This window comes from Streptomyces sp. HUAS 31 (assembly GCF_028198125.1).
Classification (GTDB): domain Bacteria; phylum Actinomycetota; class Actinomycetes; order Streptomycetales; family Streptomycetaceae; genus Streptomyces; species Streptomyces chartreusis.
The window spans coordinates 6838801-6857310 of record NZ_CP116353.1; the positions used below are offsets into that span (position 1 = coordinate 6838801).

The 18510-nt window shown below is 70.0% G+C and carries 15 protein-coding genes; 6 read left to right on the forward strand and 9 right to left on the reverse strand.

Annotated features, from left to right (window positions below):
* Positions 1-29: 29 nt before the first annotated feature.
* Positions 30-1766, forward strand: a complete 1737-nt coding sequence (locus tag PGH47_RS30610; RefSeq protein WP_271666046.1) for a DEAD/DEAH box helicase — start codon at positions 30-32, stop codon at positions 1764-1766.
* 208 nt (positions 1767-1974) lie between these two features.
* On the opposite strand, the gene PGH47_RS30615 is transcribed toward PGH47_RS30610, so the two are convergent.
* The 7 genes from PGH47_RS30615 to PGH47_RS30645 all read right to left on the reverse strand — a co-directional run bounded on the left by PGH47_RS30615 (position 1975) and on the right by PGH47_RS30645 (position 8813).
* Positions 1975-2622: an LAETG motif-containing sortase-dependent surface protein gene (locus tag PGH47_RS30615; protein ID WP_229915069.1), complete on the reverse strand. Its 648-nt coding sequence runs from the start codon at positions 2620-2622 to the stop codon at positions 1975-1977.
* 185 nt (positions 2623-2807) lie between these two features.
* On the reverse strand, positions 2808-3929 hold the full coding sequence (locus tag PGH47_RS30620) for an LOG family protein (RefSeq protein WP_271666047.1): 1122 nt from the start codon (positions 3927-3929) through the stop codon (positions 2808-2810).
* A 37-nt stretch (positions 3930-3966) separates the two neighbouring features.
* Positions 3967-4386 (reverse strand): VOC family protein, encoded by a 420-nt coding sequence (locus tag PGH47_RS30625; RefSeq protein ID WP_271666048.1) that lies wholly within the window; start codon positions 4384-4386, stop codon positions 3967-3969.
* Positions 4387-4515: 129 nt separating this feature from the next.
* A complete protein-coding gene (locus PGH47_RS30630; protein WP_271666049.1) occupies positions 4516-5964 on the reverse strand; it encodes a hypothetical protein in 1449 nt (482 codons plus the stop codon).
* A complete protein-coding gene (locus tag PGH47_RS30635) occupies positions 5946-6686 on the reverse strand; it encodes an ABC transporter ATP-binding protein (RefSeq protein ID WP_271666050.1) in 741 nt (246 codons plus the stop codon). Before PGH47_RS30635 ends, PGH47_RS30630 begins: the two co-directional genes overlap by 19 nt.
* 215 nt (positions 6687-6901) lie before the next feature.
* Positions 6902-8275: an aspartate aminotransferase family protein gene (locus PGH47_RS30640; RefSeq protein ID WP_271666051.1), complete on the reverse strand. Its 1374-nt coding sequence runs from the start codon at positions 8273-8275 to the stop codon at positions 6902-6904.
* A 19-nt stretch (positions 8276-8294) separates the two neighbouring features.
* Positions 8295-8813 carry an Lrp/AsnC family transcriptional regulator gene (locus tag PGH47_RS30645; protein ID WP_030950898.1) on the reverse strand — a complete coding sequence of 173 codons (519 nt, stop codon included), beginning with the start codon at positions 8811-8813 and terminating at the stop codon, positions 8295-8297.
* 170 nt (positions 8814-8983) lie between these two features.
* On the opposite strand from PGH47_RS30645, the gene PGH47_RS30650 reads away from it, so the two are divergent.
* The 5 genes from PGH47_RS30650 (at position 8984) to PGH47_RS30670 (ending at position 16575) form a co-directional block, all read left to right on the forward strand.
* Positions 8984-10423 (forward strand): gamma-aminobutyraldehyde dehydrogenase, encoded by a 1440-nt coding sequence (locus tag PGH47_RS30650; protein WP_271666052.1) that lies wholly within the window; start codon positions 8984-8986, stop codon positions 10421-10423.
* A gap of 145 nt (positions 10424-10568) precedes the next feature.
* Positions 10569-11759 (forward strand): polyamine ABC transporter substrate-binding protein, encoded by a 1191-nt coding sequence (locus tag PGH47_RS30655; protein WP_271666053.1) that lies wholly within the window; start codon positions 10569-10571, stop codon positions 11757-11759.
* Positions 11760-12537: 778 nt separating this feature from the next.
* Positions 12538-14673 carry a hypothetical protein gene (locus PGH47_RS30660; protein ID WP_271666054.1) on the forward strand — a complete coding sequence of 712 codons (2136 nt, stop codon included), beginning with the start codon at positions 12538-12540 and terminating at the stop codon, positions 14671-14673.
* A 118-nt stretch (positions 14674-14791) separates the two neighbouring features.
* On the forward strand, positions 14792-15241 hold the full coding sequence (locus PGH47_RS30665) for a hypothetical protein (RefSeq protein ID WP_271666055.1): 450 nt from the start codon (positions 14792-14794) through the stop codon (positions 15239-15241).
* A gap of 563 nt (positions 15242-15804) precedes the next feature.
* Positions 15805-16575 carry a methyltransferase domain-containing protein gene (locus PGH47_RS30670; RefSeq protein ID WP_271666056.1) on the forward strand — a complete coding sequence of 257 codons (771 nt, stop codon included), beginning with the start codon at positions 15805-15807 and terminating at the stop codon, positions 16573-16575.
* 272 nt (positions 16576-16847) lie between these two features.
* Here PGH47_RS30670 and PGH47_RS30675 read toward each other — a convergent pair whose 3' ends face one another.
* Together PGH47_RS30675 and PGH47_RS30680 are read right to left on the reverse strand one after the other, a co-directional pair.
* Positions 16848-16991: a hypothetical protein gene (locus tag PGH47_RS30675; protein WP_271666057.1), complete on the reverse strand. Its 144-nt coding sequence runs from the start codon at positions 16989-16991 to the stop codon at positions 16848-16850.
* Positions 16992-17097: 106 nt separating this feature from the next.
* On the reverse strand, positions 17098-18447 hold the full coding sequence (locus tag PGH47_RS30680) for a diacylglycerol/lipid kinase family protein (protein WP_271666058.1): 1350 nt from the start codon (positions 18445-18447) through the stop codon (positions 17098-17100).
* Positions 18448-18510: the final 63 nt, after the last annotated feature.

Below are 18510 nucleotides of genomic sequence, written 5' to 3' on the forward strand. Positions count from 1 at the left end.
TGTGCTGTTTCAGGAAGGCAGAAAGCAGCATGCCCCGCAGGCCCCAGAAGCCGAATCGGCGCGCCTCGTCGTCGCCCGCACCGTCCGCGTCGCCGCCGAGGGAATTCCGGCTGCCGGAGAGCACGACCCCCGCACTTCCCGCCGTGGAGGACTTCGCCGCTCTGGACATGCCGGCCGGGCTGCTGAAGACGCTCACCGCGCAGGGCGTGACCACGCCCTTCCCCATCCAGGGCGCCACCCTGCCCAACTCGCTCGCCGGACGTGATCTGCTCGGACGCGGGCGCACCGGCTCCGGCAAGACCCTCGCGTTCGGTCTGGCGCTGCTGGCCCGCACGGCCGGGCTGCGCGCGCAGCCCAAGGCGCCCCTCGCCCTGGTGCTGGTGCCCACCCGTGAGCTCGCCCAGCAGGTGACGGACGCGCTGACCCCCTACGCGACGGCCGTGAACCTCCGGCTGACCACCGTGGTGGGCGGGCTGTCGATCACCAAGCAGGCGGGTGCGCTGCGGCGTGGCGCGGAAGTGCTCGTGGCCACTCCCGGCCGGCTCAACGACCTCGTGGAACGCGGCGACTGCGTGCTCGGTGACGTGCGCATCACGGTGCTGGACGAGGCCGACCAGATGACCGACATGGGCTTCCTGCCGCAGATCACCAAGCTGATCCAGCAGGTACGGCCGGACGGGCAGCGCATGCTCTTCTCGGCCACTCTGGACCGCAACATCGACCGCCTCGTGCAGCGGTTCCTGACCGACCCCGTGGTGCACTCCGTGGACCCGTCCGCGGGCGCGGTGACGACCATGGAGCACTACGTGCTCCACGTCCAGGACGAGACCGACAAGAAGGCCGTCACCACGCGCATCGCGGCGCGGGACGGGCGGGTCATCCTCTTCCTCGACACCAAGCGGGCCGCGGACCGGCTGACCAAGCGGCTACTGGCCGTCGGGGTCCGCGCGGCGGCGCTGCACGGGGGCCGTTCGCAGCCGCAGCGCAATCGGACCCTGGAGCAGTTCAAGAGCGGCCAGGTCACCGCGCTGGTCGCGACGAACGTCGCCGCCCGGGGCATACACGTCGACGACCTCGACCTCGTCGTGAACGTCGATCCCCCCACCGATCACAAGGACTACCTGCACCGGGGCGGCCGTACGGCCCGTGCCGGCGGTTCCGGCAGCGTGGCCACGCTGGTCCTGCCCGACCAGAAGCGGGAAGTCACCCGGCTCATGTCGGACGCGGGCATCCGCCCCCGGACGTCGCGGATCACGTCGAGCGACCCGGAGCTGGCCGTCATCACCGGCGCGCGCGAGCCTTCCGGCGTCGCCGTCACCATCGAGGTCCCCCAGCCGGTGACGCCGACGGCGTCCCGCGCCGACGGGAAGACCGGCAGGCGCTCCGCCGGCCGGCGCCGGAGCGGCGGCGAGGCCAAGGCGGCCGCCGGTGGCGCCACCAGGACGGGAGGCCGGGGCACCGAGCGCCGGGCCGCGTCCGGGGCGACCGCGTCCGGCGGTACCTCCGCGACGGGCGGGCGGGGAACGGCTCGCCGTACGGCGTCCGGCGGGGCGACGGGCGGCACCGTCCGAGCGGGCGGCCGTGGCTCCGACCGCCGGTCCGCGGCCGGTGCGGCGACCGGCGCCGGCGCCGGTTCCAGCGCCGGCAAGGCCCCGCGCAGCGGCGTCGGCCGACGGTCGAAGACCGGTGCGGGCACGGGCGACACCGGCGCGACCGGCAGCCGCAACCCGGACCGCCGCGGCGGCCGACGCACCTCCGCCAACTAGGTCGTGTCCCGGTGACCGCGCCGTGTTCGGCGCGGCCCTGGCGGCGCCACTGCCCCTTGTGTTCGCCGCCTTGACGCGCGCCGGCCGAGCTCTGCCGGCCGGCGCCGCGATCCCGTAGTCGCTGCGCCGACCTGGCATCGACGAGAACGACGTAGGCCCGCCCCCGAGAACGGGGACGGGCCTACGTGCGTGTTGCCGGGCTGCTGCGTCAGCGGTCGCTGCTCGCGCCGCGTCGGCGGAGACCGAAGAAGACCGCGCCGCCACCGAGGGCGACCAGGCCGACCGCGATACCCGCGATCATGCCGGTGTTGGAGTTCGCACCGGTCTCGGCGAGGTTGGAGTCACCGGCCGCGGGGGACGGGGCGCTGCTCGCGGGAGGGGTGCTGTCGCTCTCCGACGGGGTCGGGGTCGGCGAGTCGGTCTCCTCGGCCGGGGTCGAGGCGGGGGCCGACGGGGTCGGGGTGTCCGACGGGGCCGGCGGCTCCTCCTTCTTGCAGGCCGTGGACGGCGTCGTCAGGTTCGGCTTGATGTCCTCGTCGACATAGCCGGCCGCCTTGACGTGGACGCGGTACTCGGCGTCCGGCTTCCAGTCCTCGGCGAAGGTGATGGTGACGCCCTCGCGGGAGCCCTTGACCACCTGCTCACCGACCTTCTTCAGGTCGGCGCCGTTGTTCTGGAGGAAGACCGTGATGGTCGCCGGGACACCACTGGGGTCCACGTCGGTGACGGTGATGACGCCCTTGTCGCCGTCGCACTTGGCTTCGGCGGAGAATTCACTGATGTTGCACGCGAGCGCGGTGCCCGCGGCGGAGAGCGCGAGTGCGGCCGACGCGGAGGCGACACCCAGAGCGCGCACGGAACGCGCGACTGTACGGCGGTTTATGGACACGTTTGTCCTTTACGGGAGTTGCACCACTGAGGGGGGTTCGGAGGGGGGCGGCGACGCGACATCACCGTCCCCAGGAGTCTCACAGGTTTATAAGCGTGGCATAAGGAGTGTCAACGCATATGCAGCCTACAGACGTTGGCTTTGCCCTCTTATTAACTGCCGAGGCGTTTCAACGCCTCCGGCGCCTCCTCGATCCGGTCAACCAGGGCGATCCGGGCGTCCATCGACCGTTCCCGGGCGAGGGACTTGAGCAGCGGCCAGGCGGGCAGCCGCTCCGTCCAGTGCGCACGGTCGACCAGCACCATCGGGGTCGGTTCGCCGCGCGACTCGTAGTAGTTCGGCGTCGCGTTGTCGAAGATCTCCTGTACGGTCCCGGCCGCTCCCGGCAGGAAGACGACGCCCGCGTTCGAGCGGGCCAGCAGGCCGTCCTCGCGGGTGGCGTTGGCGAAGTACTTCGCGATGTGCGAGGCGAAGGGGTTCGGCGGCTCGTGGCCGTAGAACCAGGTCGGGATGCCGACGGAGCGGCCGCCCCTGGGCCAGCGGGACCGCACCTCGAAGGCCGCCGACGCCCAGTCGGTGATCGAGGGCGTGAACCCCGGTGCCTTGGCGAGGAGTCGGAGCGCGTCGGTGAGCATCGCGTCGTCGAGCGGGGCGGCGTACGCGCCGAGGTTGGCGGCCTCCATCGCGCCCGGGCCGCCGCCGGTGGCGACGGTGAGACCGGCGCGGGTCAGCTCCCGGCCGAGCCGCGCGGCACCCTCGTACTCCTGCGTGCCGCGGCGCATCGCGTGGCCGCCCATCACGCCCACCACCCGGGCGCCGGACAGGAGTTCGTCGAGCGCGTCCGAGATGGAGTCGTCGTGGATGGCGCGGAGCATGGAGGCATAGACGTCGCGGTCGGCCTTCGTCCGCTGGAACCAGGCGTAGGCGTGGGCGTCCGGGGTGCTCTCGTAGCCGTCCGAGAGGGAGGCGAAGAGTTCGTCGGGGGAGTAGACCAGGCCCCGGTACGGGTCGAAGGGGAGGTCCGGGACCGGCGGGAAGACCAGGGCGCCGCCGGTGCGGATCTTCGCGGCCGCCTCCTCGCGCATAGCGCAGCCGAGGAAGACGGCACCGGTGGTGTCCGTGCCGAGCAGTTCGCGCGTACGGTCCGTCAGGTCGACTGCCTGGACACGGAATCCGGCGAGGGAGCCGCGCGCCGAGACGGTCGCGTCGAACTCCTGAAGCGTCTCTATCTCACGGTCGTCGTGGTGGGCCGCATGGGCGGGCATCGTCTGCACCCGCCCATGCTAGGCACCCCGTGTCGTACGGCGGTTGTCAGCCCTCGACGGCCGACGGGTCCATCCACACGACCTCCCAGGTGTGGCCGTCGAGGTCGTCGAAGGCGCGGCCGTACATGAAGCCCATGTCCTGGACCTTGTCCGACGCGGTGCCGCCGGCGGAGACCGCCTTCTCGACCAGTTCGTCCACCTTGTCGCGGCTCTCGGCGCTCAGACAGATCAGCACCTCGCTGGTCGTCGTGGCGTCCGCGATCTCCTTCTTGGTGAAGGTCGAGTAGAACGGCTTGGTGAGCAGCATCGCGACGATGGTGTCGCTGATCACGACGGACGCCGCGTTCTCGTCGCTGAACTGCGCGTTGATCGAGTAACCCAGCCCCGTGAAGAACTTCTTCGACGCGTCGAGATCGTTCACGGGCAGGTTGACGAAGATCATCTGCTGGTAGGCGGGGGCGCTCATCGTGGTCTCTCCCATCGGGGTGGTTGCTGTTCGGTGGGGTAGACCGGGGGTCCGGTCGGAACTCATCGCCCGGCGGAGATTTTTTCTCACGAGTTTTCGGGACGTCCGCGAACGACCGCGTCGGCCGCCTCAGCGGGCGGCCAGCGGCAGTGCGGCCAGCTCCGCCACGATCAGGGTCAGCGGGCCGAAGACGGCCAGCAGGACGCCGGCGCGAAGGGCGGCGGCGCCGCGGAGCATTGCGGTCGGCGCGCCGAGGCGCAGCAGCGCGGCCGTGGTGTCGGCGCGGGCCTGCCTGGCCTCCAGCGCGGCCATGAAGAGGGTCGTCACGGTCGCACCGGCGACGACGGTCGCGCCGAGGGCGGAGAGGGGACCGATGGCGGCGGTGGCCGCGGAGTCGGGCCGGGGGGCCATCGCGTGGACGGCGGCGGCCACCGCGCACACGACTCCGAGGGGGCGCCCGATCCGGGTGGCTTCCGCCATGAGGCCGCGGCCCGCCAGGAGCCGGAGCGGCCCCGGCCGTACCGCCTGGAGCACTCGGCCGCACAGATGGGTGAGGCCGGGCGCCGCGAGGGCGAGGCCGACGGCGGCGAGGACCCAGCCGACCAGGACCGCGGTGGGACCGGTGGGCAGGGCCGTGGGGAGGGCGAGCGTGTCGTCGGCGGTGACGCGGCCGGCGTAGGTCTCCACGGCCAGCCCCGCGGTGAGGATGGTGATGCCCCAGGGGAGACCCGCCGGGGGTTTGCGGGGGACCGGGAAGTGGGTCAGGTCGTCCGGCGCCTGTCGCCTGCCGTCCTCTTCGGCCGGCGCGGGGGCCGGGTCGATGGCCGACGCTTGCGGGGCGCCGCCGTTCTGCCCGGCCCCGGGCGGCCCGCCCGCCGGGGCGGGCGCGGCTCCGGCCGGACGCTCGGCCGAGGCGGTGTCCGGTGTCGTCGTGCCGCCGCGTACCGCAACCCGCAACCGTGCCCCGAACCGCCCGTACGCCCCGAACGTCTCGCGGTCGGCCGACCTGCCGGACACCCCGAAGCGGCCGTACGGCCGTGCCTTGGCCTTCGTCGTGGCGGGCGCGGCGGGCTTCGGGCGCAGCAGCATGGCGACCGCTGCCGACGACAGTGCCGGTGTCAGGGCCAGGAGCGTCAGGGCGGCCGGCAGCGGCAGGGGACTGTCCGCCGCCAGGAACTGGGAGGCGTCGCCGTCGAAGGGCATGCCCGTCAGATCGCCCCGCAGGTGCAGGAAGAACAGGAGGGCCAGCATCGAGCCGAGCAGGCAGGACAGGGCCGTCGTGGTGGCCGAGACCAGCATGAGCCGGCCCGGTCCGAGGCCGGCCGCCGCGAGGCCGGGGCGCGGTCTGGTACCGGGGTCCGTGCGGGCCACGGCCACCGCGAGGTGGATCGTCGCGGCCAGCGGGGGTGCGCACCAGGCCAGCCTGAGCGTGGCCGCGGCGGGGGAGTCCGGGTGGGACATCGCGTAGCCGAGGGCGGACAGCAGCAGGAAACCCGTGCCCGCCGACGCCGCCGCGACGAGCAGCCGGCGCAGCTGTACGGCGGGGTGGGCGCCGCGGGTCAGGCGGAGAGCGAGCACGCGGCCCGGCCTTCCGCCTCGGTGACCGGAGGCAGTTGCACGGTGTTCACGCGCCGCCCGTCGAGCAGTGTCACGCTGCGGTCGGCAAGGACTGCCGTGTCCGCGTCATGGCTGGCCAGCACCACGGTGATGCCGTGCGAGCGGGCGGCCGTCGTCAGGGTGCGCAGCACGTGCGTCCGGTCGGCGCGGTGCAGGGGTGCCGTCGGCTCGTCGGCGAACAGCACCGTCGGCGAGGGGGCCAGCGCACGGGCGATGCAGACGCGCTGGCGTACCGCCTGGACCAGCTGGTGCGGGCGCTTGCGCGCCGCCTCACCCACGTCCAGGCGTTCCAGCCACTCCAGCGCGGCCTTCTTGGCGCGGCGCCGGCTGGTGCCGCGCAGCATCAGCGGCAGGGCCGTGTTCTCCCAGACGTTCAGCTCGGGAACGAGCGACGGCGCGGTGTCGACCCAGGCGAACCGGTCCCGGCGCAGCCGCTCGCGGGCCACCGGGCCCATCGTGTGCACCGGCACGCTGTTGAACCAGACCTCGCCGCGCCCCGCCGGGGCCAGGCCGGACAGGCAGCGCAGCAGGGCGGTCTTGCCGCTGCCCCGGGGACCGATGACGGCGAGGATCTCCCCCTCCTGGACACCGAGCGAGACGCCGCTGAGCGCGGGCGAGCCGTCGTTGTACGAGAAGTGCAGGGCACGTGCCCAGAGCACGTCGTTGTCCGGCGGGGCCACCATGGCGTACACCTCGGTTCTGATCCGTTTTCCCGTTCTTCGTTCCCCCGTGCGGGGGAACGAAGGCTGGGCCGATCGGTCACTGGCACGCTAGGCAGTCGTCGCCCGAAGCCGGGACAGCACAGGGCCCCGGGCCGCCGTGTCTCACTCGAACGGGCGGCACCGGGGCCGGTGTGTTGATCATTCCGGCCGCAGGGCGGCGGAGGATCGGTCGGGGGTCACAGCTTCGTCCATGCCTCCGACAGCGTCTCGCGCAGGATCTGCTCGATCTCGTCGAACGTCTCCTGGTTGGAGATCAGCGGCGGGGCGAGCTGGATGACCGGGTCGCCGCGGTCGTCCGCACGGCAGTACAGGCCGTTCTCGAAGAGCTTCTTGGACAGGAAGCCGTACAGGACGCGCTCGGTCTCCTCGTCGTTGAAGGACTCCTTGGTGGCCTTGTCCTTCACCAGCTCGATGCCGTAGAAGAAGCCGTTGCCGCGGACGTCGCCGACGATCGGCAGGTCGTACAGCTTCTCCAGCGTGGCGCGGAAGGCGCCCTCGTTGTCGAGGACGTGCTTGTTGAGGCCCTCGCGCTCGAACAGGTCGAGGTTGGCGATGCCCACGGCCGCGGAGACCGGGTGGCCGCCGAAGGTGTAGCCGTGCAGGAAGGTGTTGTCGCCCTTGTAGAAGGGCTCGGCCAGCCGGTCGGAGATGATGCAGGCGCCGATCGGGGAGTAGCCCGAGGTCATGCCCTTGGCGCAGGTGATCATGTCCGGGACGTAGCCGAACTTGTCGCAGGCGAACGTCGTGCCCAGGCGGCCGAAGGCGCAGATGACCTCGTCCGACACCAGCAGCACGTCGTACTGGTCGCAGATCTCGCGCACCCGCTGGAAGTACCCGGGCGGGGGCGGGAAGCAGCCGCCCGCGTTCTGCACCGGCTCCAGGAACACCGCGGCGACGGTGTCCGGGCCCTCGAAGAGGATCTGCTGCTCGATCTGGTCGGCGGCCCAGCGGCCGTAGGCCTCGGGGTCGTCGCCGAAGATCGGGGCGCGGTAGATGTTGGTGTTCGGGACCTTGTGCGCACCCGGCACCAGCGGCTCGAAGGGGGCCTTCAGGCCCGGCAGGCCGGTGATGGACAGGGCGCCCTGCGGGGTGCCGTGGTAGGCGACGGCGCGCGAGATGACCTTGTACTTGGTGGGCTTGCCGACCAGCTTGAAGTACTGCTTGGCGAGCTTCCAGGCGGTCTCCACCGCCTCGCCGCCGCCGGTGGTGAAGAAGACCTTGTTGAGGTCGCCCGGGGCCTCGTGGGCCAGCCGCTCCGCCAGCTCGACCGCCTTGGGGTGGGCGTAGGACCACACCGGGAAGAACGCCAGCTCCTGGGCCTGCTTGAACGCGGTCTCGGCGAGCTCGGTGCGGCCGTGGCCGGCCTGGACCACGAACAGGCCGGCGAGACCGTCGAGGTAGCGCCTGCCCTTGTCGTCGTAGATGTAGGTGCCCTCGCCCCGGACGATGGTCGGGACGGGAGCCTTCTCGTACGAGGACATACGCGTGAAGTGCATCCACAAGTGGTCGTACGCGGTCCTGCTGAGGTCCTGAGGGGTGTCGGTGCTCACGGTTATCGGGTCCTCACGGTTATCGGGTTCCCCACATGTAGGTCTGCTTCTTGAGCTTGAGGTAGACGAAGCTCTCCGTCGAGCGCACTCCGGGGAGGGCCCGGATGCGTCTGTTGATGACGTCCAGGAGGTGGTCGTCGTCCTCGCAGACGATCTCCACCATCAGGTCGAAGGACCCGGCGGTCATCACCACGTACTCGCATTCGGACATGGCGGTCAGCGCGTCGGCCACGGACTCCACGTCGCCCTCGACGTTCACGCCGACCATCGCCTGCCGCCGGAAGCCCACGGTGAGCGGGTCCGTGACGGCGACGATCTGCATGACGCCCTGGTCGAGCAGCTTCTGGACGCGCTGGCGCACGGCCGCCTCGGACAGGCCCACGGCCTTGCCGATGGCGGCGTACGGCCGGCGGCCGTCCTCCTGAAGTTGTTCGATGATGGCGAGGGAGACGGCGTCCAGCGTGGGACCGCCGCCGTTCCTGGACTCGCGGGAGTCCCTGTGCTCTGCGCTTCGACTGGCCACGACGTCACTGTGCACGACGTCTCGACAGTTCCGCAAGGCCGAGGCGATGAAATTCGTTGTTTACGTGACTGAGTGCTGCGGATTTCGCAGAAGAGGCGCCAGTGGGGGTGTTGAAAACGTGGGCCTGCCGATTAGGGTGGGTGTCTCAGAGAATGGACAGTTCGACCTGACACAGGAGGCCGGCAGTGAGCACCGAGCTGCGTCGTCTGCGCAACTACATCGACGGTGAGTTCCGGGACGCCGCCGACGGACGGACCACCGAGGTGGTCAACCCCGCGACGGGCGAGGCGTACGCGACCGCGCCGCTGTCCGGACAGGCGGACGTCGACGCCGCGATGGAGGCCGCCGCGCGCGCCTTCCCCGCGTGGCGCGACGCGACCCCCGCCGAGCGCCAGAAGGCGCTGCTGAAGATCGCGGACGCCTTCGAGGAGCGCGCCGAGGAACTGATCGCGGCCGAGGTGGAGAACACCGGCAAGCCGATCGGGCTCACGCGGTCCGAGGAGATCCCGCCGATGGTCGACCAGATCCGCTTCTTCGCCGGCGCGGCGCGGATGCTGGAGGGCCGCTCGGCGGGCGAGTACATGGAGGGCCTGACCTCCATCGTGCGCCGTGAGCCGATCGGCGTCTGCGCGCAGGTCGCGCCCTGGAACTACCCGATGATGATGGCCGTATGGAAGTTCGCCCCGGCGCTCGCCGCGGGCAACACGGTCGTCCTGAAGCCGTCCGACACGACCCCCGCGTCGACGGTCCTGATCGCCGAGATCATCGGCTCGGTCCTGCCCAAGGGCGTCTTCAATGTCATCACCGGCGACCGCGACACCGGCCGCCTCATGGTCGAGCACCCGACCCCCGCGATGGCCTCCATCACCGGGTCCGTGCGCGCCGGCATGTCGGTCGCCGAGTCCGCGTCCAAGGACCTCAAGCGGGTCCACCTGGAGCTCGGTGGCAAGGCGCCGGTCGTGGTCTTCGAGGACACCGACATCGCCAAGGCCGTCGAGGACATCTCGGTCGCGGGCTTCTTCAACGCCGGGCAGGACTGTACGGCCGCCACGCGCGTCCTCGTCCACGAGTCCATCCACGACGAGTTCGTGCAGGCGCTCGCGAAGGCCGCAGCCGACACCAAGACGGGCCAGCCGGACGACGAGGACGTGCTCTTCGGTCCCCTCAACAACCCCAACCAGCTCAAGCAGGTCTCCGGGTTCATCGAGCGGCTGCCCGCCCACGCCAAGGTCGAGGCCGGCGGTCACCGGGTCGGTGACAAGGGGTACTTCTTCGCGCCGACCGTCGTGTCCGGGCTGAAGCAGGACGACGAGATCGTCCAGAAGGAGGTCTTCGGGCCGGTCATCACCGTGCAGTCCTTCACGGACGAGGCGCAGGCCGTCCAGTGGGCGAACGGCGTCGAGTACGCGCTGGCGTCGTCGGTGTGGACCAAGGACCACGGGCGCGCGATGCGGATGTCCAAGGTGCTGGACTTCGGCTGCGTGTGGATCAACACGCACATCCCGCTGGTCGCGGAGATGCCGCACGGCGGGTTCAAGAAGTCCGGCTACGGCAAGGACCTCTCGGCGTACGGCTTCGACGACTACACGCGGATCAAGCACGTCATGACGTCGCTGGACGCGTAGCCCTCACGAGCGCGGCGCAGCCCCGGACGAGCCGAGTGCCGTCCGGGGCTGCGGCGTTCGGGATCGACAACCTGTCCGCCGGATACCGGTCCACTCGACACGGCGTCGATTGCCCGGCCCTCGGTCGCGGCGGCATGCTGCGCCAATGGCCCTCCCACCGATGAACTCCCCGCTGTCCCGCCGGAATCTGCTGCGCACGCTGGGTGCGGGCACCCTGCTCGGCGGGCTCGCCGGATGCGGTGTGCGGCCCGCCTATGTGTCGCCCGCCGACCGGGCCGCCACCGATGTCTCCGCCACCGACAAGCGGCTCGACTGGGCGAACTGGCCGCTGTACATCGACACGGACGACGAGGACACGACGCGCCGGCCCACGCTGGAGGCGTTCGAGAAGCGCACGGGCATCTCCGTCGACTATGTCGAGGAGATCAACGACAACGACGAGTTCTTCGGCAAGATCAGCCCCGCGCTGATGAACCACCAGCGCACCGGCCGCGACCTGATCGTCATCAGCGACTGGATGTGCGCCCGGTTCGTACGGCTGGGCTGGGTGCAGGAGCTGGACCGGGCCCGTCAGCCGAACGTGACCGAGTACCTTGACCCGCTGCTGCGTTCACCGGCCTTCGACCCCGGACGGAAGTTCACCGTGCCGTGGCAGTCCGGCATCACCGGTATCGCGTACAACCGCCGCCGACTGGGCCGCGAGATCCGCCATGTCTCCGATCTGTGGGCGAGCGACCTGAAGGGCCGGGTCACCCTGCTCTCCGGGCTCGACGAGGCGTTCGCCCTGCTCATGCAGGGCAACGGAGTCGACATCACCCGCTGGACGGCGGACGACTTCCACAAGGTGTGCGACCAGGTGGAGAAGCAGATCGGGCGGGGCCAGATCCGCCGCTTCACCGGCAACGACTACATCAAGGACCTGTCCAGCGGCGACGTCCTGGCCTGTCAGGCGTACTCGGGCGACGTCATCCAGCTCCAGGCGGACGACCCCGACATCCGCTTCGTCGTCCCCGAGGAGGGCGCCGAGCTGTGGTCGGAGTCCCTGATGGTCCCCAACCTCGCCCGCCACAAGGCCAACGCCGAGCGGCTGATCGACTTCTATTACGAGCCCGAGGTCGCCGCCGAACTGGCGACCTGGGTCAACTACGTCTGCCCCGTCCCCGCCGCCCGGGACGTCCTCGCCTCGGCCAAGGACGAGGAGACGGCCGCCCTGGCCGAGGACCCGCTGATCTTCCCGGACAAGGCGATGCGCGAACGCCTCGCCATCGCCCGGGACATCACGTCGGAGGAGCGGATGGAGTTCGCCAAGCGGTGGAACGCGATCGCGGGGTTGTAGGCGGCTGTCTGTCGGGGTTGTGACGAGGACTTTTGGTCGGGACAAAAGAGTTGGGCCAGCAGACTGCCGACCTGGTCGGTGAGTTGTTGTGGTACAGCGGATGAGGACTCGGGGCGGTGCCGTACGCGGTACGGCATTTCTAGGTGCTCCTCGACCACCGTCGGCACTTCGGCGGAGGTCTTGGCCCGGCGTTCTCTTCGTACGGCCCGCCGGTTGAGGGCGCGGCCGGGGGGGGCGATCCTGCTGCGCCACAGGCATCGATCGCTCCGCCGGCCTTCTCCGGCTCGGCCTCGCCGGCCGGGCAGGGCATCCTGCGACGACTGGTCGATACCGGCCTGTTTGCGGGTGCCGACCGGGCCGGTGATCTCAACGCGAGCCGGCCGTCAACGGCCCGTGGCAGATCCGGACGGCGACCGGACCGAACGCCCTGAGAGCAGGCGCGATTTCCATCCAAGCTCAGAAGCTGCTCAACACCGTTGCTTCACACGACGGTCACAGGTTTCCCTGTCTTGGTGATCTTGGGCGCATGCGGAAGGCGGCGCTCGGGTTCGCAGTCCAACCAGCGTGTTTGCGATGGGCCAGGTGAGCCCGACCAGCTCACCGATACCTGCACATACCAGAACAAGGGGGAACTATGGCACCTCATGCCATCAGAAAGTCCACGCTACGCGCCGTCTGGGCGGTATGCGCGGGGTCGCTTGTCGCCTCCGCCGCGCTCGCACCACAGGCCATCGCGCCGAACACGGCTCACGCAGCAGACACCTCATGCATCTCGTCGGTGGGCACCTACGTCCTGAGCCCGGCGAGCACCAACCCGGCCAAGAAGCGCACTCTGTCCAAGCACATGGACTGGGGGCCCAAGGTGGGCGAGTCGAGTTTCTTCGACACACAGCTCACCGCCCAGATACCGGGTACGAGCAAGCTGTTCACCGCACCGAATGGCGTGATCTACGAGATCTCGGCCAGTGACCGTGACGCGCCGCTGAAGGCATACAAGGACAACACTGCCACCGGCGGCTCGCTGCTGACGCCGGTGAAGTCGTACAAGCCCGACTGGAGCACTGCCAAGCGGGTGTGGTCGAACGGCAAGCGGATCTTCGTCATCGATGCCGACAACACGGTGAACGTGTTCGAGCAGACCGCCCCGGCCACCGGCGACGGCGCCATCAGCCTGATCACCACGCTGCCGCGCTCGAACCGGCTGACCGAGGTCCTCAATGCCGAGGACGTGTGGATGGTCGGCTCGGTCATATACACGCTGAGCACGGACGGCACGATCGCCCACCAGACCTACCTGGAGACCGCCGACTCCGCGGGCGCCGTCAAGCCGACACTGGGCGCTTCCGTCACCGACACGACCGGGCTGAACGATGTCACGCAGGCGTGGAGCCCCGGCCCCGGCGTCATCAACACCCTGAGCCTCACTGACGACCCGAACACCACGGGCCGCATCAGCAAGTACACCACCGGCCCGTTTACCGGGATCAAGGACGAAGTGAGGACCGGCATCCTCGGCGATGTCATGGCCGACACCGCTTCCTGCCTGGCCGACCCGGACCCGGGCGTTCCGCCCTACTTCGGCACCCCGCCGACCAACGAGGACGGTCTCCCGACCGCGCAGGAGCCGTCCGACACCACCCCGCCGGAGCCGTCGAACACCGTCACGGGCAAGTTCACCCTCGGCAACGGGCAGCCCGTGGCCGGACTGCAGGTCACTGTCACCGCTGCTGATGTCGTCGCCGGCAGCGACAGCGCGGCCGGAGCGAAGGAGCCCGTAGTGGGTTCCGCTACGACGGCTGCCGATGGCACCTGGTCTCTGACGCTTCCGGCGGCCCTGCCGGAGGCTGTGCAGAAGGCCATGGACGAGAACCGCGGCGCGCTGAACCTCAACGCCACCGCGACCGGCACCACCTCGTCCGGAGTTTCCGTGCTGGGTGTCGACGCCCTGGTCGCCGTACCGCCGAAGACCGCGACGTTGCGCGCTGCGGGCACGGAAGAGACGGCCGCCCTCGCGGAGGCCATCGATGACGGGCACAGCGTGCCGATGCTGCCGAACACGGTCGACGACGCCACGGCGACGGATCCCACCCCGGAGCAGGAGAAGCGGACGCTCGCCGCCCAAACGGAGGCCGACCCGAAGGCAACGGATGAGAAGACGCCGATGTGGCAGTCCGACCGGGGCGCCCTCGCGGCCGACTACAACCCTTACCTGGCGGGCGGCAAGGACGTCAGCGCCGAGAAGATCACAACCCGCGATTCGGGATCGTGCAGCACGCTGCGGTTCAAGAAGGCTTCCAAGATCAAGTACACGGTGGTCGGTGAAGCCCACGCATTCTGGGACGCGAAGGCGTCGTTCGAGTACGACGACACGATGAACAGCACCATCGACATCGCCGTCAACAGCAATGGGGACTGGAAGGTCGGCGGCAGCAAGCAGGTGTCGCACGAGACCGGAGTATCGACGGGCTACACCAATAAGGGCCCGGCCTACGCGCGGCAGTACCAGGTACCGATCGAGTACATCAAGTACAAGCATCAGCGGATCTGCTCCGGCACGGTCCGTGCCACCTGGTACACCATCGAAGCCGGACGCTACAAGGTGCCCTCCGGCGGCTCCGTCGGCAAGATCGGTAAGGACGTCAGCTCCAAGGACGGCTTGACCCCCTACCGCAACTCGCCGAGAAGCCATCGAGCCAAGGTCGAGCCGGGTACCTATTTCCAGCTCTCCAGGAAGAAGTCGAGCAAGTTTGGTAACGCCGTCAATTTCATGGGCGTCGCGCTCGGCGTCACCACCGGTTACGACAAGAACCATAAGCAGAAGATCCTCGCCGGCAACCGCACCAGCGCGGCACATCTCATCTGGGGGAAGAATGGGCCGGTTTCGTCCAAGCCTGGCGTCTTCTACTCCTTCTAGACGGCGCCTCCTCCTCGTTGGCGGCCTCTGCGCTGCGGCCCTGACCGGCGGTGTCGTGTGGATGATCACCAGCCCTTCGGGGGGCGGCGTTCGCGAGGGATCGGCCCTCGACGGAGGCATGCAGTCGGCCGGGGATGTCGGTTACGAGCATGCCCAGGTCGGTGAGGAGTACTGGGCCGGCCTTCCCCTCGCCTGGAACACCTCCGCCACGGACGTGGAGATCACCAAAGCGGAGTTCTCCCAGGTCCCCAAGGGACTCAAGGTCATCGAGTACCGCGCTGTCAACGGCAACGAGACGGATGGCAACATCCTGTTCGCCCGCGCCGACGGCAAAGGTGGCATGCCCGACCTGCTCAAGGCCAGGAACTACGCAGAGCACCCGGTCAAGGTGAAGGCGAAGTCCGGCAGCGACATCTACTACGTCGCCCGGGTCAAGGTCACCGGACCCATCGAGGGCGCACTGAAGGGCTGCCACTTCTGGTACCGGCAGGGCTCGCAGCAATACCAGCAGCAGCTGGAATGCTCGACCATCGTTAGCCTCGGGCCACCCCTGAAGTACGAGAAGTAGGCAGAGTGCCTGTTTTCCACACGGGTCGTAGACGGGCCTCACGCCACACGTGATCAGCCGTCAACGATCGTGGTCCAGTGTGAGGCCCGGCGGGCAAGGTGCCGCGCCGGGCCTCATGCGCGGACGGCTGCCGACCCGCACAGTCGGGGAAGGAGCCTGCGCATGGGAGGGGATTGAGGCCGGGGTGCCCTGCGGGCGTTGCCGTACGCATGGTCCACCAGGCCAGAAAACGCACCGCCGTTCCCGATCTTCGGTCCAGCACAGCACGGTCGCCAATGTCGTGCCGTAGCGCGCGGTCAGTCGCCGGCTTGTGGCGGGTCTTTGAAGAGATCTGACCAGTCGGCACGTGGCATTTGCCATTTGGTCAGAGTGCGGCGTCGGTGCGCACAGTTGATGCGCTGCGGCAGGTCATCGACATCGTGCCGAGGCTCGCAAGCACGTGTGGGCCTCAGGGTATGTACCGGCCCTCAACCGCGCAGCGAATTCGCCGTCCGGCTGCGCCTCGGCGGTCCGCGTTCTTATGCTGACGCCGAAGAGAGAGACGGTTTGAGGGGGGATGTCTGATGAGGGCTACAGGTAGGGGAAGGTCCGTTTTGAGGTCGGGGGTCAAGCGGCTCTTGGGCCGTGCCGGGTTCGACATCGTGCGCAGCACCAACAACCTTGGCGGCGTCGACGACTTCCTTCCGTTCGAGGCGACGATGCGGGCTGCACGGGAGGCAGGCCTGTCGGTGGGGGACCACATCGACGAGGTCATGAACGGGACGCCGGGCGCCACCCAGGCGACCATCGACGAACTGCGTGCTCTCGGCGTTTTCGCTGCCGGCCCGCGCACGGTGCTGGAGATCGGCCCCGGGTCCGGGCGATACCTGGAGAAGACGCTGAAGGAGTGTTCACCGGATCGCTATGAGATCTACGAGACGGCAGCGCCCTGGGCCAACTACCTGGTGGAATCCTTCAGCGTGGTCGCCCAGCCGACCGCCGGATGCAGTCTGGCGCCCACGCCCGACGGTGGTGTGGACCTCGTTCAGGCTCACAAGGTGTTCAACACCGTGACCTTCCTCTGCGCCTCCCGCTACTTCTTCGAGATGGCACGGGTCACGCGACCCGGTGGCCGGATCGTCTTCGACGTCATGACAGAGACCTGTCTGAGGCCGGCCGCGGTACGCACCTGGGCGACGCAGGGCGGCGCGGGGCACGACTCCTACCCGGCCGCCATGCCCCGCCAGACATGCGTGGACCTCTTCGCGACCCTCGGTTGCAGCCTGGAGGCCAGCTTCCTGGCGCCCATGGGTGTCGCCTCCACCGAGGTGCTTGTCTTTACAAAGGAGGCGTGACCCTCAGCGCCTCTCGTGGAGGATTCTCCGGCTGCTCGAATCTCACGCGGTGCCGTTGAGGCGGCCCGTGACAGTTGGACGAGTGTCGATCCGGCGGTGACGCCACTCGGGGGGACTGTGACGTGGATGGCGCCGGTGACGAGAAACGCGACGGAGACGATCAGCAGCCAGAGGGCGATGCCCCGTCGCGGAGACGAGGCCTGTGGCGAGCGACCAGCCGCTGGCCAGGTGACGGTGCCGGACGGAGACGGCGGTCGGTGTGGCGTCCTGGTTCATGCCCGCTTCCGGGAGATCAGCCAGGCTGCGGCGCCTGCGGCGGCACCGGTGGTGAGAGCGGTTCGGGCAGACGCGTACGGCGCGGCCACCCACCCGATGCGGCGGACGAGGCCGGCGGACGGCTCCTGATGCGACGGCATGGCTCGGGTCTCCGTGAGTCCGGCGGCGACTGCGGTACGCCCGCCGCCCAACCGGCCTGTGCTGCCGACCACCGATCCCGGTCACACGGCGGCCCTGCCGGCGCCCCTACCAGTACCCCTGCCGGTGCACCGCCGTACGTCCCACCGTCGCCGCCAGCTTGCGCAGTCGGCGCCAGTCCAGGCGGGGGCCGCGCTGGGGGACGCCGGGGCGTTTGCGGGGGACGCGGACGCGCAGGGCGCCCGAGGTGATGCGGATGTGGACCGGGGTGGGCAGGACCAGGGCCTCGCCGTCGATGCCGGCCTCGATCTCCTCGAGGTCCGCGTCGACGACCACCTCGGTCGCCGTCAGGATGCTGAGGCCGGGCGGCGCGGGGTCGAGGAGCAGGGCGGCGGCCTCGGCCGCGCTGTCCACCCTGATGCCGAGGACGCCGAGCACGGCGGCGTCCAGGCGGTCGCGGCGGCCGAGCCCGAAGGGGTCGTCCGTGCGGTAGGGGTTGTTGCTGACCAGCACGGCGTGCGGAGCCTCGAGCGTGGTGCCCGCCGCCCGGACGGTCAGCAGCGGGCCCTGCTGCCGGGTGAGCAGGTCGGGCAGCAGCTCCAGGCTGGTGCCGATCTTGTCGTCGCGGTAGCCGGGGCTCTGCACGATGGCCGCGTACGCCCCGAAGGACGCGTTGTTGACGAACGGCCGTCCGCTCGCGAAGCCCAGGTCGACGCGGAGCTCCACACCGTCGACGAGCGCGTCGAGACAGGCGGCGGGATCCTCGCGGTCGAGGCCGAGGTCCATGGCGAAGTGGTTGCGGGTGCCGGCGCTGATCACCAGGAACGGGATGTCGTACGCGGCGGCGACGGCCGCGACCAGCGCCTGGGTGCCGTCCCCGCCCGCGACGCCCAGCAGGTCCGCGCCGTCCGAAACGGCCTTGCGGGCCAGGGCGGTGACGTCCTGGTGCTCCTCGGGATCGAGGAGGACCACCTCGGCGCCGAGCCGTTCCGCCTTCTCCTTGAGCCCGAAGCGGTCCACCTTCCCGCCGCCCGAGCGGGGGTTCATGATCAGGACCGCCCGGCGCGGCGGTGCCGCCTTGCGCCCCCGCATCACCCGCACCCGTGGGCTGCCCGTGCCCCGCAGCGCGTACCGGCCGCTCCACACGGCCACCGTCCACAGCGCCACGGACGCCAGCAGCGCCCAGAACAGGGTGGCCGCGAACAGCGCGATCACGGCGGCCGGTACGGACAGCGCCACCACGCCGGCCACCCAGCGCAGCGGTCCGCGCAGCGTCAGCGTCCACCACACCGCGACCATGCCGATGCCCAGGCCCACCACTCCGGCCACCAGCAGCAGCACGCCGCCGACCCCGCCGTAGGCGAGCGGCACGAGCACCGCGAGTCCGGCCGCGGCCAGTGAGGCCCGCGCCGCCCAACGTTGCCCCCGGTAAGCCCGTTCGCTCAGGTCCAGGCCCATGCATCCTCCCTCGTCGGCGGACATCGTAGGGCCGGGCAGGTACATGCCGCATAGTCGCCGCCG